This window comes from Micromonospora sp. NPDC005161 (genome assembly GCF_053599855.1).
The window spans coordinates 230,607-248,944 of record NZ_JBSFYQ010000005.1; the positions used below are offsets into that span (position 1 = coordinate 230,607).

Below are 18,338 nucleotides of genomic sequence, written 5' to 3' on the forward strand. Positions count from 1 at the left end.
TCAGCCGGCGAGCAGGGCGGCCATCCGCTCCGCCTGCGCCTCCCAGCGCCACTCCCGCTCCACCCACGCCCGACCTGCCGCGCCCAGTTGGCGGGCCAGGTCCCGATCGACGAGCAGCCGGGCCACCCGGTCGGCGAGCTGGGCGACGTCCCGGCCGCGGACCACGTAGCCGGTCTCCCCCTCGCGCACCGCGTCCGGCGCGCCGCCGGAGTCACCGGCCACCACCGGCAGGCCCGTCGCCGACGCCTCCAGGTAGACGATGCCCAGCCCCTCCACGTCCAGACCGCGGTTGCGGGTGCGGCAGGGCATCGCGTAGACGTCGCCGGCCGCGTAGTGCGCCGGCAGCTCGGCCGTAGGCACCGAGCCGGTGAAGACCACGTCCCGTTCCACCCCCGCATGCCGGGCCAGCTTTTCCAGGGTCGCCCGGTACGGCCCGCCGCCGACGATCAGCAGCGCCGCGTCGGGCACCCGGCGGCGGATCTCCGGCAGTGCCCGGATCAGCATGTCCTGCCCCTTGCGCGGCACCAGGCGGGACACACAGACCACCACCGGGCGGTCGGTCAGCCCCAACCGGGCCCGGACGGGCTCGCCGTCCACGGTCGGGTGGTAGGTGTCCACATCGACCCCGGGCGCCAGCCGGCGCAGCTCGGTCAGCCCGTCCAGCACACGGGCCAGCCGGCTGCGCGTGTACTCGCCGAGGTAGGTGGTGACGTCGACGCCCCGACCGATCCGGCGCAGCGCCGGCCGGGCGGCGGGCAGCGCCGCCCAACCGACCTCGTGGCCGTGGGTCTGCGCCACCACCCGGCGCACCCCGGCCCGCCGCCGCAGGCCGGCGGCGAGCAGCCCGAGCGGGGCCGCCGCGCCGAACCACACCGTGTCGCAGTCGTACGCGCGGGCCAGCCGCGCCGCCCGGCGGGCGATCAGCGGGGTGGGCAGCAGCACCCTGGTGCGTTCCCGGATCACCTCGAACGGCTGGTCGGCGTCGAACTTCGCCGCCCCGCGCCAGCTCGACGCGTACACCACCACCGAGCCGGCCGGCTGACGCACCGCGAGGTTGTGCACGAAGGACTGGATCCCGCCCGGGCGGGGCGGGAAGTCGTTGGTGATCAGCAGCGTGCGGTTCATCGGCCGGCCTCCCGGGCGTACGCGCGGGCGGCGGCCATCCGCTCCACGGTGGACGGGTGTGAGGCCGAGTAGAGATATTCCCAGCGCGGCGGGTCAGGGTCGCCGAGGTTGACCGTGCCGAGTCGGCGCTGCATCGACTCGAAGGCGACCGGGTCACGGGTGAGCGCGAGCGCGTGCGCGTCGGCCCGTGCCTCCACTCGCCGGGACATCAGCGCCTGCACCGGCGCGGCGACCAGCCCGGCCACCGTGACCAGGGCGACCAGCAACGGAAACGCGCGTGGGTGGGCGACCGAATCGACACCGGCCATCCGCAGCAGCGGCCCCCACGAGCCAAGCAGGTAGAGCGCCACCACCGCGGCCGCGGCGCCGAGCGCCCCGGTCAGCGTGCCGGCCGCGACGTCCCGGTCCTTCGCGTGCCCCAGCTCGTGCGCCACCACGGCGGTCACCTCGGCCGGGGTGGCCTCGCGCAGCAGCGTGTCGTAGACCACCACCCGTCGGGTCGGCCCGAGACCGGAGACGTACGCGTTGACCGCCCTGGTGCGCCGGGAGGCGTCGGCGACCAGCACGTCGCGCACCGGCACGCCGTCGCGGGCGGCCATGCTCATCAGCTCGGTGCGCAGCGGGCCCTGCTCCATCGGCGTGAAGCGGTTGAACACCGGCTCCACCAGCACCGGCAACACGAACGACAGCAGCACCACCAGCACCGCCGCGCCGGCCGCGCCGAACGCCCACCACCAGCGCGGCGCGAGGCGGACGACCGCGTAGAACCCGAACAGCGCCACCGCGCCGATCACCGCGCTGACCGCGTACGACTTGAGCAGGTCGGCCGTCCAGCCGCTCCAGCCGTTGGTGCTCAGCCCGTAGCGGGTGAGCACGCTCTGCCGCCAGGCGGCGAACGGGAGGGTGAGCAGGTCGGCGACGAGCACCACGGCCAGCCCGCCGAGCACGGCCTGTGCGGCCCAGTGCCCACCGAACGGCCGGCCCACCAGCTCGATCAGGCGGCTGCCCAGCGGGGTCAGCCCCAGCGCGAGGGCGACCAGCAGCCCGACGGCGAGCGCGGCGTAACCGCCGGGGCGCAGTGCGGCGCGGAACTCCCGCCCCCGGGCCACCTGCTCGGCGGGCAGGTCACGCAGCGCGGCGAGCTGGTCGGCCCGGGGCGCCGGCGGCCGGTGCCACGGGATCAGCAGCGCGGCGATCACCAACAGCGCGACGGTCAACCCGGCCAGGGTCAGCAGCGCCCAGCCGCGCGGGGTCACCGGGACACCGCCGTGCTCGCCACGCGACGGGCCTTCCCGCCGCCGACGGCGGGCCCGCCGTCGTCGCGTCGTACCCCGCTCATCCCGCCGCTCCTCCCGCCGTGACCGCCCATCCTATGGCCCGCGAAAAGCCCGCTTCGGGCGCGGTGTCGCGCTCAGGCGACCCGGCGGGCGGCGTGGCGACGGGCGGCGCCGGGACGCGCGGGCGCGGCCAGCACCTCCACGTCGAAACCGGCCCGGGCGAACAACTCGATCGCCTGGACCTCGGCGCCGTCCAGGCCGGCCGCCGGGGACGCCTCGTCGAACAGGGCGGCCACCAGGCAGCCGGAACAGCCGTCACCCCGCTGCCTCGCGCACCCGTCGCAGTCGATGAGCATCACGCCTGCTTCCTAGTTATTGCTCATTGCTGAGCAGGTTGGATGATTCGCTCTCCGCCCGGCGGGCCGGGCTGGAGTCCAGGAGCGGCAGTCTGCTCCGGTGGCGATCGGCCCGCGCCTGCACGATCTGCCTCACCACACGATGCGGGGTATGCAGGGTGATGTCGGGGTCACCATGTCGTCGCAGCACGTTGATCGCGGCGTTCACGTCGGCCTGCCACACCACCCCGCACGACGTGCAGTGAAGCCGGTCCCCGGCGCGGCGGCCGAAGCAGCCGCAGCGGTGACAGACTTGTGAGGTGTAGGCGGCATTGACGTGCACGAGCGCAGAACCTCTGCGCTCCGACACATCCTTCAGCGCCTGCGCGGTGACCCCCTTGGTCCACGCAGCGAGACGCCGGTTGGTGTTCCTGCCCAGCGGTTTACGCCCGGCGAACGCCTTGGGTCAGGTCTTCAGCCACCACGACGGCGGCCTTGTCCACCACCCGATGCACGGCGGTGAAGATCTCCGTGCGCACCCGCGCCTGATTACGGGCGGCCTGCCGGTCACGCTTGAGCGTGCCGAGATTGTTCCTGGCGATCCGCTCGGCCTTCGCCCGGTCGCCGCGCCGGGCGGCATTGTTGGCGACCGAACGCACCTTCGCCCGGCGGCGGTTCCGCTCCTTGATCCGATCAGACTCGGCAGTCAACAGGTCACCCAGGTGACCGCCGTGGTGGTTGCCGTCAGAGTCGGTCAGCACCTCGGTGTAACCCTTGTCCACCCCCAGCGTCGCCGCGCCGCACGGACGCTGTGAGGTTTTCATGCTGGCGGCGTCGATCTGATAGTGGATCTCCACCCGGCCGCCGCGCAGGATCAGCCGCAGCGTGCCCGTCGGGACGACGATGGTGTTCAGCGGGATGCGGACCATCTGGCGCCGAACGAGACCGGGTACGGCCAGCCACAATCGCCCGCCCTTGTCAGCCCGGGTGTGGTGCTGGTCCGCGCGCACCACTATCTGGTTGTGGGTGCGGTTGTGCCCGCGCCGCCAGTGTGAGCGCATCTGCCGCGACAGGTACGGGTCGTCGGCCCACCGGTCAGCCTTCAGCAGCCCAAACAATCGTTTCTGCTCTGCCTGATCGCCGGTGCGGCGCCGGATGGCCCGGCGCACCTGCACCTTCGCCGACTCGCGGGTCGCGGCGATGTCGGCCATCGCGTCGCGGACGGTTTCCTTCCAGGCGTTGGCCAACACCCCGAACTGGTGGTGGGTGCCGTCGGCCAGCCACCGGTCGCGGACCTGGCGGTCGGTGAGTCCAACTCCGCTGACCGACCCGTAGCGCTGCCATACCTCGGAGCGCACCCGCCCCAGCCGCCGGGCCTGCTCCATGAGCGCACGGTGCTTACCGGCGTTGGGGCGGTTCGAGTAGGCGATCCGGGTCGTCGTCACGCCGACCCCTCAGTCAAGTCCGCCGCCTTGAGCTGCTTCTCGTAGCGGCGCAGCCCATACAGGCGGCCGGAGAAGGTGTCCACGACAGCCAGCAGGTCCTGCACCATCTCCTCTCGCGGCGGCAGGGACTCCTGACTGGCGACAATAATGGCGCAGCCAGCGACCCGCGCCTCGTGGGCGAGGTAGTCGAAGCCGAAACGAGCCAGCCGGTCCTGGTGGGCGATCACACATCGACGCTAGACACCGGGTACGACAGAAACCCAGACAACCGCCCCGACCGGCCGAGATCGACTCCAGGTCAGCGATATCGGGGTATCCCGACCGGCCGGACACAGCGACATCGCCGACCTCGTGTCGATCACACGAAGGAGAGCGCTGCTCACCTGGCTACCGGCCAGACCCGCGCTTTGGCGCGGCCGAGCCAGCGATCAACCGCGTCTCAGCGGGCCACACCCGCGCCGACCAGCCGAGCCGTTCAAGTGTCCGAGTCAGCTGATCTGGATCGGGGAACGTCTTCACGATCCAATGCGGCGGGCCCCACCCCTGATCGACACCGTTTCGGCGATGTCGCGGTGTCCCGGGGCCGAGGATGGCCCGGTGTCAGCGATCTGGAGTCGATCATGCTTTAGCGCCCGGCGCGGGACGGCCAGACACGGTCAGGAGCGGGCGAGTCGGCGCAGCAGCGAGTCGGCGCCCAGCGGGTAGGCGCCGTGCCGACGGACCCCGTCGGCGACCTCACGGTCGGAGGAGACCACCACCACCGGGCGGCCCGCCGGCTCGGCCCGGACCAGCCGCCGGATCAGCTCGTCCGCGGTCTCGCCCTTGCGGGAGAAGAGCACCCGTACGCCCCGCGGCGCCGGCGGCAGCCCGTGCATCCGCTCGGCGCCGTCGAAGACCACGGTGACCTCGTCGCCGGTCTGCGCGGCGATCCCGCCCAGGCCGGTGACCAGGCGCTTGCGCTGCTGCTCCAGCGACATCTCACCGAAGCCGCGCTTGGTGACGTTGTAGCCGTCCACCACGAGGTGCGCCCGGGGCAGCGCGAGCAGCTGGTCCAGCCGGGCCGGGTCGTCGGTGTCCCGGGCGCGCGCGGACGGGCCGGTCGGGGCGGTGCCCGTCTGGTCGGCGAACGCGTCGGCGACGAAGTCGGCGGGGAGCTTGTCCACCGGGTCGAGTGCCAGCTCCCGGCGCAGCCCGACGGCGGCCTGGCCGATGGTCTCCAACAGCAGCCAGAGCCGGGCGTCGTCGACCGAGCGGGCCTCCTTGGCGCTGGCCCGGGCCACACCGGCGGCCGCCTCCGCCTCGGCCAGCCGGGCGCGGGCCCGGCGCAGCTCGGCGTCCACGTCGGCGCTGGCGCGCGCGGCCCGGCCGCGTTCGGTGGCCAGCAGTTCGGTGGCCTTGCGCTCGCGGGCCTGGGTCTCCCGCAGGGTGCGGGCCAGTTGGCGGGACTCCTCGCGGAGCTGGCCCAGCTCCTCCCGGACCCGGGCCAGCTCGTCGCGGAGCTTCTCCGCCTCCACCCGGGCCACCGCGCGGTCGTGCTCGGCCCGGGTGGCCCGCTGCTCAGCCTCGCGGACCAGCTCGGCGACGACCGCGCTGTCCGCCTCGGCGCGGACCGCCGCGCCGCTGGCGTCGATCAGCTCCCGCCAACCGCGCGGCCGGGCCAGGTAGGCCAGCGCGGCCACCTCGACCGGGTCGGCGGCGGCCGGCGCGGTGCCCTCGACCACGGCCGCGCCGAGGTCACCGGCGTCGGCCAGCACCCGGGCGGTGACCCGCTGCCGGAACAGCGGGTCGCCGGTGAGCTGGGCGGCGATGGCTGGCGCGCCGAGCCGGGCCCGCCGGTTCGGGGCGAACTTGGCCACCCGGCGCAACGGCACCGGGACCTCGTCGGCCGGGAGGGTGGGCAGCACCGCGGCGGTCAGCGCCACGATCCGCTGCCGGACCGGCTCGGGCAGGACGGGCTCCGGCTCGATCGTCGGCTCGCCGCCCGGGCCCACCGGGCCGGATGACTCGTCGACGGCGGTCTCGTCGCCGCTGTCCGGGTCGCCCACGGCACCGTCGCGCGCGACCGGATCCTCCTGCTGGAGGTGGTCGTCGTGCGGCTCGGTGAGGGGCATGTGGCAAGTCTCCCACCGCGACCGGGCCCACCGCCCGGTGAGTGAGCCGATCTCTCATCCTAGCCCCATGCCGACCGGTGGGGCCGCTGTGACGGGAGTGTCGGACCGGCGCGCTAGCGTGCCGCCGATGGCACAGGCGGAGTACGTCCAGGAGTCGCTGGCCGGTCTCGACCCGGCGGTGGGCGGGGTGGACCCGGCGCTGCCGCTCTACGCGACCACCTTCGTGGTGGTCGACCTGGAGACCACCGGCGGCGCGCCGGACGGCGGCGGCATCACCGAGATCGGCGCCGTCAAGGTGCGCGGTGGTGAGCAGCTGGGCGTGCTGGCCACCCTGGTCAACCCGGGGCAGCCGATCCCGCCGTTCATCACCGTGCTGACCGGGATCACCCAGGCCATGCTGATGCCGGCGCCGCCGATCGAGCAGGTGCTGCCGAGCTTCCTGGAGTTCATCGCCGACGCGGTCCTGGTCGCCCACAACGCGCCCTACGACGTGGGCTTCCTCAAGGCCGCCTGCGCGAAGCACGGCTACCGCTGGCCCAACCCCCGAGTGTTGGACACGGCGGCGCTGGCCCGCCGGGTGCTGACCCGCGACGAGGTGCCCAACCGCAAGCTGGGCACCCTGGCGGCCTACTTCCGCACCGCCACCCAGCCCACCCACCGGGCGCTGGACGACGCGAAGGCCACCGTCGACGTGCTGCACGGGTTGATCGCCCGACTGGGCGGGCACCGGGTCGACACGGTCGGCGACGCCATCGAGTTCGCCCGGGCGGTCACCCCGACCCAGCGCCGCAAGCGACACCTGGCCGAGGGCCTGCCCAAGGTGCCGGGGGTCTACATCTTCCGGGCCGCTGACGACCGTCCGCTCTACGTCGGCACCTCCGGCGACATCGCCACCCGGGTGCGCAGCTACTTCACCGCTGGCGAGAAGCGGGCCCGGATCTCCGAGATGCTGGCCGCGGCCGAGCGGGTCGAGGCGGTGGAGTGCGCGCACTCGCTGGAGGCGGAGGTCCGCGAGCTGCGGTTGATCGCCGCGCACGCCCCGCCGTACAACCGGCGGTCGAAATACCCTGAGCGGATGGTCTGGCTCAAGCTGACCGACGGGCCGTATCCCCGGCTGTCGGTGGTCCGCGACCTCTCCCCCACCGACACCGCCTACCTCGGCCCGTTCACCTCCCGGCGGTCCGCGGAGCTGGCCGCCGCGGGCTTCCACGACGCCGTGCCGCTGCGCCAGTGCACGCACCGGCTCTCGCTGCGGACCATCACGCCGGCCTGCGCGCTGGCCGAGCTGGGTCGCTGCCCGGCTCCCTGCGAGCACAAGATCACCCCCGAGGAGTACGACCACCGCGCCGTGGCGCCGTTCCGCACCGCCACCGTGAGCGACCCACAGCCGGTGGTGGACGCGCTGCTGGCCCGGATCGACGTGCTCTCCCGCGACCAGCGCTACGAGGAGGCCGCGGTGGTGCGGTCCCGGCTGGCGGCGGTGCTGCGCGCCACCGTGCGGATGCAGCGGCTGGCCGCGCTGACCGGGATCGTCGAGCTGGCCGCGGCCCGGCCGGCCGCCCGGGGCGGCTGGGAGCTGGCCCTGGTCCGGCACGGGCGGCTGGCGGGCGCGGGGGTGTCCCCGCCCGGCGTCCACCCGCGACCCACGCTGAACGCCATCCGGGCCACCGCCGAGACGGTGTCGGGTGGGCACGGCCCGGTGCCGGCGGCCACGGCGGAGGAGTCCGAGCGCATCTTGTCCTGGTTGGAGCGACCGGAGACCCGGCTGGTGGAGATGTCCTCCGGTTGGTCCTCCCCGGTGGGTGGCGCGGGGCGTTTCCGGGACCTGCTGGCGAAGGCCGAGAGCGGGGCGTCCCACCAACTCTCGACCGAACGCTCATGACCAAGTGACCGATCGGACTACGTCGACTCGCTTAGGCTGTTAGAGAAGTGCAGTCCTGCCCGATTCGTGGGCCTGCTCCCGGTCGCCGGGTTTCGGCGGACGCGGGGCCGGGGTGAGGAGGTGTCCCTCGTGGACGTCGACGCCGGGCACGGCGCCGCCCTGGGGGGCGCCCTGCCGACCCAGTCGGGTGAGCTGCCGCTGGCCCGCCGGCTGCGGTCGTTGCTCACCTGGCCGACCGCCGACTCCGACCCGGTCACCCAGCTGGTCCGGACCCACCGGGGCATCCACGCCGGCACCGACCCGGCGGTGCTGCGCCGGGCCTACACCATCGCGGAGAACATGCACCGCGGGCAGTTCCGCAAGAGCGGGGAGCCGTACATCACCCACCCCCTCGCGGTGGCGCAGATCTGCGCCGAGCTCGGGATGGACACCACCACCCTGGTGGCGGCGCTGCTGCACGACACGGTGGAGGACACCCGATACACGCTCCAGGCGCTCTCGGAGGACTTCGGCGGCGAGGTGGCCCACCTGGTTGACGGGGTGACCAAGTTCGACAAGGCGTTCTACGGCAAGGCCGCCGAGGCGGAGACGATCCGCAAGATGATCGTCGCGGCCGCCAAGGACGTCCGGGTCCTGATCATCAAGCTGGCCGACCGGCTGCACAACATGCGCACCCTCGGTGTGCGCTCCGCCGCCTCGCGGGAGCGGATCGCCCGCAAGACCCAGGAGGTGCTGGTCCCGCTCTGCGACCGGCTCGGCATCCAGACCCTCAAGCGCGAGCTGGACGACGTGGTGCTGCTGCACCTGGAGCCCGACGAGCACGCCCGGCTGGCCCGGCACGTGCACGACCGGCCGGGCTGGGACGCGTACCTCGACGCGGTGGTCAGCCGGGCCCGGGTGGCGCTGCGCCGCAGCCGGGTGGACGCCGAGGTGAGCCCCCGCCCGCGGCATCTCTACTCGATCTGGAAGGACACCACCGCCGGCGACCACGCCGCGCCGTACGACCTGCCGCGTATCGCGGTGGTGGTCGATGGTCCGGCCACCGACTGCTACGCCGCACTGGGTGCGATCCACGGCACCTGGCGCCCAATTCCCGGCCGGTTCAAGGACTTCATCGCATCGCCGAAGAACAACCTCTACCGCTCGCTGCACACCAGCGTCTGCGGCCCGCAGGACCGCACCGTCGAGGTGCTGATCCGCACCGAGGAGATGCACCGCTCGGCCGAGTACGGCATCGCCGCCGACTTCCGCTTCCCGCGTTCGGGAGGCAGCAGCGCGGCGGCGCGCGCCGAGCAACTGGACTGGCTGCGCCGGGTCCTCGACTGGGAGCCGGACGCCGCCGACCCGGCGCAGTTCCTCGAGTCGCTGCGCTGCGACCTCGCCGAGGGGCAGATCCAGGTCTTCTCCGACGGACGGCAGGTCGTGCTACCGGCCGGCGCCACGCCGGTCGACCTCGCCTACGAGCTGGGCGGCGAGCGGGGCGACCACTGCCTCGCCGCCCGGATCAACGGCCGGCTGGCGCCGCTGAGCTCGGAGCTGGACGAGGGCGACGTGGTGGAGATCTTCACCGAAGACGACGGGGACAACGGCTTCGAGGCCGGTGAGGCGCCGCGCGGCCCGCGCCGGGAGTGGCTGGACTTCGTCAAGTCGCCGCACGCGCAGATGCAGATCAACCGGTGGTTCGCCGGGCACACCGAGCCGGGCATCACGATCAGCGACAAGGTCCGCCTCGGCCGGGCCACCATCGGGCTCGCCCTGCGCCAGCACAACCGCGGCCTCGCCAGTGACCTGCCACTGCTGCGTCTCTCCGAGGAGCTGGGCTATCCCGACCTGGAGACCCTGCTGGTCGCCGTTTTCGACCGGGTGATCGAACCGGACACGGTGGTACGCCAGCTGATCGACCTGGTCGACCATCGACAGTGACCGTCCAGGCCCCAGCACGTCCGAAGGACTTTCGTGACCACTAGCCTGGGGTCATGATCCCCCGCTCCCGCGCCACCGGTCGGGCCATTTTCTACCAGGCCTTCTACCGGTTGCCGCTGCCGGTGCGCCGTCGACTGGTCCGGTTGGCCGTGCCCAAGTACATCGTCGGCGCGGTAACCCTGGTCCGCGACGCCGAGGCGACGGGTGCGGGCCGGTTGCTGCTGCTGCGCCAGCCGCCCGGCAAGGGGTGGTCGCTCCCCGCCGGTCTGCTGGATCGGGGCGAGGCCCCGGTGGTGGGCGCGGCTCGCGAGCTGTTCGAGGAGTCCGGCATCCGGCTCCCCCCGTCCCGGCTGCGTCCCGCGGTGCCGAACGCGATCGTGCACGCCAAGGGTTGGGTGGACATGGTCTTCGAGGCGGAGGTGCCGGCCTCCGACACCGAACTGGCGGTCGACGGCGCGGAGGTCTTCGAGGCCGCCTGGCACCCCCTGGACGACCTGCCGAAGCTGACCTGGCCGACCGCCCGGCTGCTCGCCTACTACGGCATTGGGCCGCTGGCCGGGCAGTTTCCGCCACCGGTGCCCGACATCACGCCGTGACCGGGGCGGCGGGTGTGCCGGCGACCGGGGGGCGGGCGGGCGACCGGCGCGCGGAGGTCTGTGCGGTGGTGCTCGCCGCGGGCGAGGGCACCCGACTGCGTCCGCTCACCGAACGGGTGCCCAAAGCGCTCTGCCCGGTGGGCAACGTGCCGCTGCTCGACCGGGCGCTGGCCCGGCTGGCCGGGCTCGGCCTGACCGGTCCCGGACGGGTCGCGGTGAACGCCTGCTACCTCGCCGACCAGGTGGTCACGCACGTCGGTGACCGCGCCCACCTGTCGGTGGAGCCGGGCGACCCGCTCGGCACCGCGGGCGGCGTGGCCAACCTGCGGGACTGGATCGACGGCCGGCCGGTGCTGGTCGGCAACGCCGACGCGTACCTCGCCGACGCGGCGACTCCGCCGGGCCCGGACGTGGCCGCGCTGCTGGACGGCTGGGACGGGCACTCCGTACGCCTGCTCGGTCAGCCCGCCGCGGACCCGGCGGCGCCGGGCACCTTCGCCGGGCACTGCTTCACCGGCTTCTCACTGCTGCCCTGGCGGCTGGTCCGCGACCTGCCGTTGGTCTTCTCCGACCTGGTGCGCGCGGTCTGGCGACCGGCCGAGGCGGCCGGGGCCCTGGAGGTGATCGCCTACCCGGGCACCTTCTACGACACCGGCACCCCGGCCGACTACCTGGCAGCCAACCTGCACGCCGCCGCCGGCGGCACCCTGATCGACCCGTCCGCCACGGTGGCCGGTCGCTGCGTCGAGTCGGTGGTCGGCGCCGGCGCGCGGGTGTACGGCGACGTGCGGCGCACCGTGGTCTGGCCGGGCGCGACGGTCCGCGACGGCGAACGGCTGCGCGACACGATCCGCGCCGGGGACGGCTGCACCGTGCCGGCCAGCGCGCACGGTTGAGCCCTGACGCCTCCCGCCTCCGGGCCCGACGGAAACATCTAGCATGGGCGACGACGCCGACGAACGGAGAAATGTCCCGTGATCACCGCGATCGTGCTGATCGACTGCGCCACCGATGCGATCCCCGAGGTGGCGGAGAACCTGGCCAACCTTCCCGGCGTCAGCGAGGTCTACTCGGTGGCCGGGCACGTCGACCTCATCGCCATCGTCCGGGTCCGCGAGTTCGACCAGATCGCCCAGGTCATCGCGGGCGGCATCTCCAAGGTGCCGGGTGTGCTGAACACCGAGTCGCACATCGCGTTCCGGGCGTACTCGCAGCACGACCTGGAGGAGGCGTTCGCGATCGGCCTGGCGAGCGCGGACTGACACACCGGCGGCGCCGACGGGTGCCGGGACGCACGGCGGCCGGCCCACCGCGTGGGTGGGCCGGCCGTCTGCTGCCGCTACGTCAGCTCTCGCTGGGAGCCGGCGACTCGGTGGTGCCGCCGCCCGGAGCCGGCGACTCGGTGCCGCCGCCCGGAGCCGGGGACTCGGTGCCTGTGCCACCCGGAGCCGGCGACTCGGTGCCAGTGCCACCCGGGCTGGGCGTACCGCTGGCGCTGGTCTGCGGGACCGGAATGCCGAGCTGGTTGGCGAGCTGAACCAGCTCGTCGTAGTGCGTCTGCAGAATCGGCAGGGCGGTCTGGGCCAACTGGACCACCGACTGCTCGGAGCCCTGTGAGATCTCCGTCTGGGTGGCCTGGATGGCCTGGACGTGACCGGCCAGCTCGCTGGTCACCCACAGCCGGTCGAACTCCTTGCCGCTGGCGTTGTTCAGCTGGTCGATGACGGCCTGCTGATCGGCGCTGGGCTCGTTTGGCAGGTCCACCCCGAGCTGGGACGCGGTCTGCTGCACCGTCTGGTCCAGCTGGGTGTGATCGGTCTTCAACATCGCGCCCAGGTCCTTGACCCCCTGGTCCTGGCCCTTCTGCTGGGCCAGGTCACCGGCGGTGATTTCGAACAGGTTGACCTGGTGCACCGCCTGCAGATACTGGGTGTCCTGCGTTGACGGCTGTGCCGCGGCCTGCGCGGCCGCGGCCGGCGCGACGCCGACCAGTACCAGCGCGGCCAACAGGCCGAGGCGTTTGATACCCAACATGCTTCCCCCCCTTGAGACGTTGGACCGCACGGATACCCGGCTCACCGGGGTTATTCCTGCGATCGCCCGTCGCGCGGGGTCTACCGGTCGCGCCGTGACCGTCCCAATCCTGGCCGGATGGGCGGTGGACACGGATACGACGTGGCGCCCGCCGGAATTCCGGCGGGCGCCACGTGACGGTGCGGTCGGGGGGTCAGCGGCGGCTCTCGCCGCTGCTGATCTCCTCGCGCTCGGGCCGGGCCTCGACCGGCGGGTGACCCGGCGAGACCGGCGCCTCGGCCGGCTTCTCGATCGGGTAGAAGAAGCCCCGGATGGCCGGGCCGAGAGCCCCGAGCCGGTTCATCTTCTTGGGCACCACCCAGCCGACGTACTCCAGCTCGCCGTGGCCGTCCGCGTGCCCGTTCGCCGCGCTGAGCGGCTGGTGCACCTCGATGAACCGGCCGTCCGGCAGGCGCCGGATGATGCCCGTCTCCACGCCGTGCGCGAGCACCTCGCGGTCGTGCTGCTGCAGACCGAGGCAGAGCCGGTGGGTGATGTAGTACGCCACCGGCGGAATCACCAGCAGGCCGATTCGGCCGGCCCAGGTCATCGCGTTCAGGCTGATCTGGAACTTGTCGGCGATCACGTCGTTGGCGCCGGAGAGCGTCAGCACGATGTAGAAGGACACCGCCATGGCGCCAACCGCGGTCCGGGCCGGAACGTCCCGGGGCCGCTGGAGCAGGTTGTGGCTCTTGCGGTCCTTGAGGTGCCGGGCCTCCAGGAACGGGTACATCGTCGACAGGCCCACCAGGATGCCGGGCAGCACGACCGTCGGCCAGAACAGCGGCGGGATCACGTACCCGTCGCCAAGCGGGATGTTGATCTCCCAGGCCGGCATGAGTCGGGTCGACCCGTCGAGGAACATGACGTACCAGTCCGGCTGGCTGGCGGCCGAGACCACCCACGCCTCGTACGGGCCGAACAGCCAGATCGGGTTGATCTGGAACAGACCGCCCATCAGCGCGATGACGCCGAAGACGACCATGAAGAAGCCGCCCTGCTTGAGCGCGTACCGCGGGAACATCCGCTCGCCGACCACGTTGCCATTGGTCCGGCCGGGGCCGGGCCACTGCGTGTGCTTCTGCTTGAAGACCAGGCCCAGGTGGACGCTGATCAGCGCGACCAGCAGACCCGGGATGAGCAGCACGTGGGCGATGAAGAACCGGCTGATGATGATCGTGCCGGGGAACTCACCGCCGAAGATCGACGAGGTTACCCAGGAGCCGATCACCGGGATGGACAGCATGATCGCCGAGGCGATCCGCAGGCCGGTGCCGGACAGGCCGTCGTCCGGCAGCGAGTAGCCGGTGAAGCCGGCCAGGAAGCCTACCCAGAACAGCAGCGAGCCGATGATCCAGTTGGTCTCCCGCGGCTTGCGGAAGGCACCGGTGAAGAAGACCCGCAGCATGTGCACGACGATCGCGGCCATGAACAGCAGCGCCGACCAGTGGTGCATCTGCCGCATCACCAGACCGCCACGGACGTCGAACGAGATGTCCAGGCTGGAGGCGTACGCGGCGGACATGGGCGTGCCCTGCAACGGCGCGTAGCTGCCGTCGTAGACCACCTCGGTCATCGCCGGCTCGAAGAAGAAGGTGAGGAACACACCGGTCAGCAGCAGCACGATGAACGAGAACAGCGCGATCTCGCCGAGCAGGAAGGACCAGTGGTCCGGGAAGACCTTGTTCAGCAGCCTGCGCAGCGGGGTGGCCACCTGGAAGCGGTCGTCCACCCCCACCGCGGCCTTGCCCGGCGTCGCCGCAAGGTCAAGCTTTCGACGCTTCATGGCCGCTCCCAGAAATCAGGCCCGATGGTCTCGGTGTAGTCGGACTTCGCCACGAAGAAGCCCTCAGAGTCCACCTCGATCGGCAGCTGCGGCAGCCGGCGGCTGGCAGGGCCGAAGACGGGCGTCGCGTTGTTGGTGATGAGGAACTGGGACTGGTGGCACGGGCAGAGCAGACGGTTGGTCTGCTGCTCGAACAGGCTTGCCGGGCAACCGGCGTGCGTGCAGATCTTGGAGAACGCCGCGAAGTTGCCCCACATGTAGTCGCCGTGGCCGACCTCGGGCCGCGAGTTGGCTTCCCGCGACTTCTGGGCGTCCGCATCGCGCAGGTGGATCAGCAGCGTCGGCGAGTCGGCGTGCCGGTTGCTCACGCCGTGCTCGATGCCCGGAAAGACCGTCAGCTGACCACCGCTGCTGATGTCCGCCGGGCGCACCGGTCGGCCGTCCTCGCGGACGAGGCGGATCTTCTGCCCGCTCTCGGTCGGGGCAAAGCCGGTGGTGAACATCTGGTTGTTCTTGTGCGGTTGGGAGATCAGGCCGCCGACCAGCGGCGCCGCGACCACCGCCCCGACTGGCGCGAGACCGGCCAGCAGCGAGATGCCGAGCAGTGGGCGACGCTTCACACCCAGCTCGTCGGCCATGTAGAGCATGGTCTGACCGGTGATGGTGCGGCCGTCCGCGTCCACCGCCCCCTCGTGCCGGTCCTGGATCGAGACCTCCTTGGGCAGCAGCTTCTTGCCCCAGGTCAGGATGCCGAATCCGACGGCGAGCAGGGCTACGCCCAGGGTGGCGCCGAGCAGCGGGGTGTAGAACTTGTCGCCGCCCCGGCCCGGCTCGTACTGCCAGGGCCACCAGATGTAGATGGCCAGGAAGGCGGTCGCCGCCAGGCCGGTGATCAGGAAGAATCCGGCCACCACCCGGGTCAGGCGGCGCTCGGCCTTGGTGCCGGGCTGCACCTGCGGCTCGTAGTGGACGATCTCGATGTCGTCCCGGCGCGCGCCTTCACGAACGATGTCGAACCGGGTCAGCCCCGGGGTGTTCACGTCGAGCGGCTCCCGGCCCTGCGGGGCCTGGTGCTCGGTGTGCGTGCTCATGCCGTCACCTCGCTACGGGTGGCGCCGAGCGGCACCACGGCACTGAATCGGATGATCCGCTCGGTCACGACTTACCCGCAATCCACAGGCTAGCGAAGACGAGCGCCACGATGCCAACCAGGAAGATCGCCAGGCCCTCGGTGGACGGCCCGTACCGGCCGAGGTTGAACCCGCCCGGGTCCTGGTCGTGCTTCAGGGTCTCCTGGATGTACGCGATGATGTCGGCCTTCTGCTCCGGCCGGAGCTGGTTGTCACCGAACACCGGCATGTTCTGCGGGCCGCTCAACATCGCCGCGTAGATCTGCCGGTCGGTCGCCGGGTGCAGACTCGGGGCGAACTTGCCCGAGGAGAGCGCGCCGCCACCGCCACCGAAGGCGTGGCACTGCGAGCAGTTGATCCGGAACAGCTCACCGCCGGCAGCGACGTTGCCGTCCTCGCGGAGGTCGTCGCCCTCCGGCACGATCGGGCCGCCGCCGAGCTCCTGGATGTACTGGGCCAGCTGGCGGGTCTGCTCGTCGGTGAAGAGCGTGGGCTTGCGGTGCGCCTGGGCCTCCTGGCGGGCAAGCGGCATGCGGCCGCTGCTGACCTGGAACTCGACCGAGGCCGCTCCGACGCCGATCAGGCTCGGCCCGCGGCCCTCGACGCCCTGGGCGTTGCGTCCGTGGCAGGTCACACAGCTCACGTCGAACAGCGCCTTGCCCTCAGCGGCGGCGCCGGTCAGCGGCGGGTTGTCCTGCGCCTGCGCACCGGGGGCGAAGACGGTGTATGCGCCGCCGGCGAGCATCAGCGCGGCGAACAGCCGGACCGCGGCGCCCAGCCGGCGGCGGCCCCTGCTGCGCGCGGCGGGCCGCTCGCGCAGCCGCGCGAGCAGACCGCGTCGGCGGTCGTTGTCAGAAGTCATGAGCGGTGTCCTTAACCGGTTGGACCTGTCTCAGGGGACGGAGCAGCAGCGCGGAATGTGACGCGCAAGATCACTGAAGCCAGTAGATCATGGCGTACAGCGCGATCCACACAACGTCGACGAAGTGCCAGTAGTACGACACGACGATCGCCGAGGTCGCCTGCGCCGGGGTGAACCGGCCCATGGTGGTACGGATCATGAAGATGATGAAGGCGATCAGGCCGCCGGTCACGTGCAGGCCGTGGAAACCGGTGGTCAGGTAGAACATCGAGCCGTAGCCGTCTTCGTTAATTTTGACGCCCTCGTGCACCAGCGTGCGGTACTCGTTCACCTGGCCGAGCACGAAGATCAGGCCCATCACGAAGGTGATGGTGAACCAGCGCCGTAGCGCGTGGACGTCACCCTTCTCCGCCGCGAAGACGCCGAGCTGGCACGTCACGGAGGAGAGCACCAGGATCACCGTGAACGTGGTCGCGTACGGGATGTTCAGGTGCTCGGTGTGCTTCTCCCACTGCTCCGGCGCAGCCGCGCGGATGGAGAAGTACATCGCGAACAGCGCCGCGAAGAACATGAGTTCGCTGGAGAGCCACACGATCGTCCCGACGCTGACCATGTTCGGTCGGGTCAGAGAGTGGATCCGGCTCTTGTCAATGGCTGGGGCCGCAGTCACGCCGTCATTATTGCCCCTGACCGGGGCCGGCGATCAGCGGGGTGGCAAACCTGCGCCTTCCGTGGCCCGCGCGTCCGGGTCCGGTTCGCCTGGCCTACCCTGAAAAGCGTGCTGTACGTCGATCCGATCTTCGCCGCCACCTCGGCGGTCCCGGCCGCGTTGCTCGCGGCCCCACCAGCGCTGGCCGCCGGGGGCGAGGCGACCCCGCCCCCGTTCACCGTCGGCGCGGTGCTGACCGAGACCCGGCTGGACAGCTGGCTGGCCGTCGGCCTGGTGCTCGCCGCGGGCCTCTACCTCTACGGGGTGCACCGGCTGCGCATCCGCGGCGACCGCTGGCCCATCTCCCGTACCGTGTTCTTCCTCGGCCCGGGCCTGGGCGGCATCGCGCTGGTCACGGTCAGCGGGCTGCACGCGTACGACACCGCGCTGCTGTCGGTGCACATGGTCCAGCACATGGTGCTGTCGATGGTGGCGCCGATCTTCCTGGCGCTCGGCGCACCCATGACGCTGGCCCTGCGCACCCTGCCGGTCCGGGCGCGCAAGCGCCTGCTGGCGCTCGTGCACAGCCGCGTCGCCCGGGTCTACAGCTTCCCGCTGGTGGCGTTCGCCATCTTCGTGGTCAACCCGTTCGCGCTGTACTTCAGTGACCTGTACCGCTTCACCCTGGAACACGCTTGGGCGCACGAGCTGGTGCACGCGCACTTCATCATGACCGGCTGCGTGTTCTTCTGGCCGCTGCTCGGCCTCGACCCGCTGCCGGGCCGCTGGCCGTACCCGGCGCGGGCGCTGCTGATGCTGCTCTCCGTGCCGTTCCACACCGTGCTCGGGCTCACCATCATGCAGAGCAGCACGCTCTTCGGCGGCGACTGGTACCCGTCGCTCAACCTGAGCTGGTCCGACCCCTGGGACGACCAGATCGTCGCCGGCGGCATCCTGTGGGCCGGCGGCGAGTTCGTCAGCGTGACCATGCTCGCGGTGCTGGTGGTGCAGTGGATCAAGCAGTCCGAGCGGGAGGCCCGCCGGGTCGACCGCGAGCTGGACCGCCAGGAGGCCCGCGAACGCGCCGCCGGCCACCCGGCCTGAGCTGCGCCGACGGTACGCCGGACCGCCGACGACGGGCGGG

The 18,338-nt window shown here is 72.0% G+C and carries 18 protein-coding genes; 6 read left to right on the plus strand and 12 right to left on the minus strand.

Features of this window, described 5'->3' with window-relative positions:
* The 7 genes from ACWD5O_RS07690 to ACWD5O_RS07720 form a co-directional block, all read right to left on the minus strand.
* Complete coding sequence (locus tag ACWD5O_RS07690; RefSeq protein WP_450084867.1) at positions 1–1,125, minus strand: glycosyltransferase family 4 protein; 1,125 nt, start codon at positions 1,123–1,125, stop codon at positions 1–3.
* Positions 1,122–2,381, minus strand: a complete 1,260-nt coding sequence (locus tag ACWD5O_RS07695) for a M48 family metalloprotease (RefSeq protein WP_450084868.1) — start codon at positions 2,379–2,381, stop codon at positions 1,122–1,124. Before ACWD5O_RS07695 ends, ACWD5O_RS07690 begins: the two co-directional genes overlap by 4 nt.
* A gap of 155 nt (positions 2,382–2,536) precedes the next feature.
* A complete protein-coding gene (locus ACWD5O_RS07700; protein WP_450084869.1) occupies positions 2,537–2,758 on the minus strand; it encodes a hypothetical protein in 222 nt (73 codons plus the stop codon).
* 16 nt (positions 2,759–2,774) lie between these two features.
* Positions 2,775–3,176 (minus strand): zinc ribbon domain-containing protein, encoded by a 402-nt coding sequence (locus ACWD5O_RS07705; RefSeq protein ID WP_450084895.1) that lies wholly within the window; start codon positions 3,174–3,176, stop codon positions 2,775–2,777.
* 4 nt (positions 3,177–3,180) lie between these two features.
* Entirely contained in the window at positions 3,181–3,987 is an 807-nt protein-coding gene (locus ACWD5O_RS07710; protein ID WP_450084870.1) for a hypothetical protein, read from the minus strand.
* 191 nt (positions 3,988–4,178) lie between these two features.
* The gene (locus ACWD5O_RS07715; RefSeq protein ID WP_450084871.1) at positions 4,179–4,409 is read right to left on the minus strand and encodes an IS607 family transposase; all 231 of its coding nucleotides are present in this window, start codon (positions 4,407–4,409) and stop codon (positions 4,179–4,181) included.
* 429 nt (positions 4,410–4,838) lie between these two features.
* Positions 4,839–6,293, minus strand: a complete 1,455-nt coding sequence (locus ACWD5O_RS07720; RefSeq protein ID WP_450084872.1) for an NYN domain-containing protein — start codon at positions 6,291–6,293, stop codon at positions 4,839–4,841.
* 127 nt (positions 6,294–6,420) lie between these two features.
* Between ACWD5O_RS07720 and ACWD5O_RS07725 the strand changes: the two genes are divergently transcribed.
* From ACWD5O_RS07725 to ACWD5O_RS07745, 5 genes are all read left to right on the plus strand, one after another.
* Positions 6,421–8,175 (plus strand): DEDD exonuclease domain-containing protein, encoded by a 1,755-nt coding sequence (locus tag ACWD5O_RS07725; protein WP_450084873.1) that lies wholly within the window; start codon positions 6,421–6,423, stop codon positions 8,173–8,175.
* Positions 8,176–8,304: 129 nt separating this feature from the next.
* The gene (locus ACWD5O_RS07730; protein ID WP_354965131.1) at positions 8,305–10,098 is read left to right on the plus strand and encodes a RelA/SpoT family protein; all 1,794 of its coding nucleotides are present in this window, start codon (positions 8,305–8,307) and stop codon (positions 10,096–10,098) included.
* Between the two features lie 53 nt (positions 10,099–10,151).
* Positions 10,152–10,694 carry an NUDIX hydrolase gene (locus ACWD5O_RS07735; RefSeq protein WP_354965064.1) on the plus strand — a complete coding sequence of 181 codons (543 nt, stop codon included), beginning with the start codon at positions 10,152–10,154 and terminating at the stop codon, positions 10,692–10,694.
* Positions 10,691–11,590 carry a nucleotidyltransferase family protein gene (locus ACWD5O_RS07740; protein WP_387323845.1) on the plus strand — a complete coding sequence of 300 codons (900 nt, stop codon included), beginning with the start codon at positions 10,691–10,693 and terminating at the stop codon, positions 11,588–11,590. The genes ACWD5O_RS07735 and ACWD5O_RS07740 overlap by 4 nt, the downstream gene beginning before the upstream one ends.
* Positions 11,591–11,668: 78 nt before the next feature.
* The gene (locus tag ACWD5O_RS07745; RefSeq protein ID WP_354965065.1) at positions 11,669–11,956 is read left to right on the plus strand and encodes an Lrp/AsnC family transcriptional regulator; all 288 of its coding nucleotides are present in this window, start codon (positions 11,669–11,671) and stop codon (positions 11,954–11,956) included.
* Positions 11,957–12,038: 82 nt separating this feature from the next.
* Here the strand turns inward: ACWD5O_RS07745 and ACWD5O_RS07750 are convergent, their stop codons facing one another.
* The 5 genes from ACWD5O_RS07750 to ctaE all read right to left on the minus strand — a co-directional run bounded on the left by ACWD5O_RS07750 (position 12,039) and on the right by ctaE (position 17,215).
* On the minus strand, positions 12,039–12,728 hold the full coding sequence (locus ACWD5O_RS07750) for a DUF4142 domain-containing protein (RefSeq protein WP_354965066.1): 690 nt from the start codon (positions 12,726–12,728) through the stop codon (positions 12,039–12,041).
* A gap of 193 nt (positions 12,729–12,921) precedes the next feature.
* Positions 12,922–14,553: a cytochrome bc1 complex cytochrome b subunit gene (qcrB, locus tag ACWD5O_RS07755; protein ID WP_450084874.1), complete on the minus strand. Its 1,632-nt coding sequence runs from the start codon at positions 14,551–14,553 to the stop codon at positions 12,922–12,924.
* A complete protein-coding gene (gene qcrA, locus ACWD5O_RS07760; RefSeq protein WP_450084875.1) occupies positions 14,550–15,644 on the minus strand; it encodes a cytochrome bc1 complex Rieske iron-sulfur subunit in 1,095 nt (364 codons plus the stop codon). The genes qcrB and qcrA overlap by 4 nt, the downstream gene beginning before the upstream one ends.
* A 64-nt stretch (positions 15,645–15,708) precedes the next feature.
* Entirely contained in the window at positions 15,709–16,545 is an 837-nt protein-coding gene (gene qcrC / locus ACWD5O_RS07765; RefSeq protein ID WP_354965069.1) for a cytochrome bc1 complex diheme cytochrome c subunit, read from the minus strand.
* Between the two features lie 70 nt (positions 16,546–16,615).
* Entirely contained in the window at positions 16,616–17,215 is a 600-nt protein-coding gene (ctaE, locus tag ACWD5O_RS07770) for an aa3-type cytochrome oxidase subunit III (RefSeq protein WP_354965070.1), read from the minus strand.
* A 108-nt stretch (positions 17,216–17,323) separates the two neighbouring features.
* Between ctaE and ACWD5O_RS07775 the strand changes: the two genes are divergently transcribed.
* The gene (locus ACWD5O_RS07775) at positions 17,324–18,298 is read left to right on the plus strand and encodes a cytochrome c oxidase assembly protein (RefSeq protein ID WP_450084876.1); all 975 of its coding nucleotides are present in this window, start codon (positions 17,324–17,326) and stop codon (positions 18,296–18,298) included.
* Positions 18,299–18,338: the final 40 nt, after the last annotated feature.

Excerpts from the sequence above, each read along its gene's own strand:
- ACWD5O_RS07690 (WP_450084867.1), bottom strand. The coding sequence starts at position 1,125 with ATGAACCGCACGCTGCTGATCACCAACGACTTCCCGCCCCGCCCGGGC.
- ACWD5O_RS07700 (WP_450084869.1), bottom strand. The coding sequence starts at position 2,758 with ATGCTCATCGACTGCGACGGGTGCGCGAGGCAGCGGGGTGACGGCTGT.
- ACWD5O_RS07720 (WP_450084872.1), bottom strand. The coding sequence starts at position 6,293 with ATGCCCCTCACCGAGCCGCACGACGACCACCTCCAGCAGGAGGATCCG.
- ACWD5O_RS07725 (WP_450084873.1), top strand. The coding sequence starts at position 6,421 with ATGGCACAGGCGGAGTACGTCCAGGAGTCGCTGGCCGGTCTCGACCCG.
- ACWD5O_RS07735 (WP_354965064.1), top strand. The coding sequence starts at position 10,152 with ATGATCCCCCGCTCCCGCGCCACCGGTCGGGCCATTTTCTACCAGGCC.
- ACWD5O_RS07750 (WP_354965066.1), bottom strand. The coding sequence starts at position 12,728 with ATGTTGGGTATCAAACGCCTCGGCCTGTTGGCCGCGCTGGTACTGGTC.
- qcrB (WP_450084874.1), bottom strand. The coding sequence starts at position 14,553 with ATGAAGCGTCGAAAGCTTGACCTTGCGGCGACGCCGGGCAAGGCCGCG.
- qcrA (WP_450084875.1), bottom strand. The coding sequence starts at position 15,644 with ATGAGCACGCACACCGAGCACCAGGCCCCGCAGGGCCGGGAGCCGCTC.
- qcrC (WP_354965069.1), bottom strand. The coding sequence starts at position 16,545 with ATGACTTCTGACAACGACCGCCGACGCGGTCTGCTCGCGCGGCTGCGC.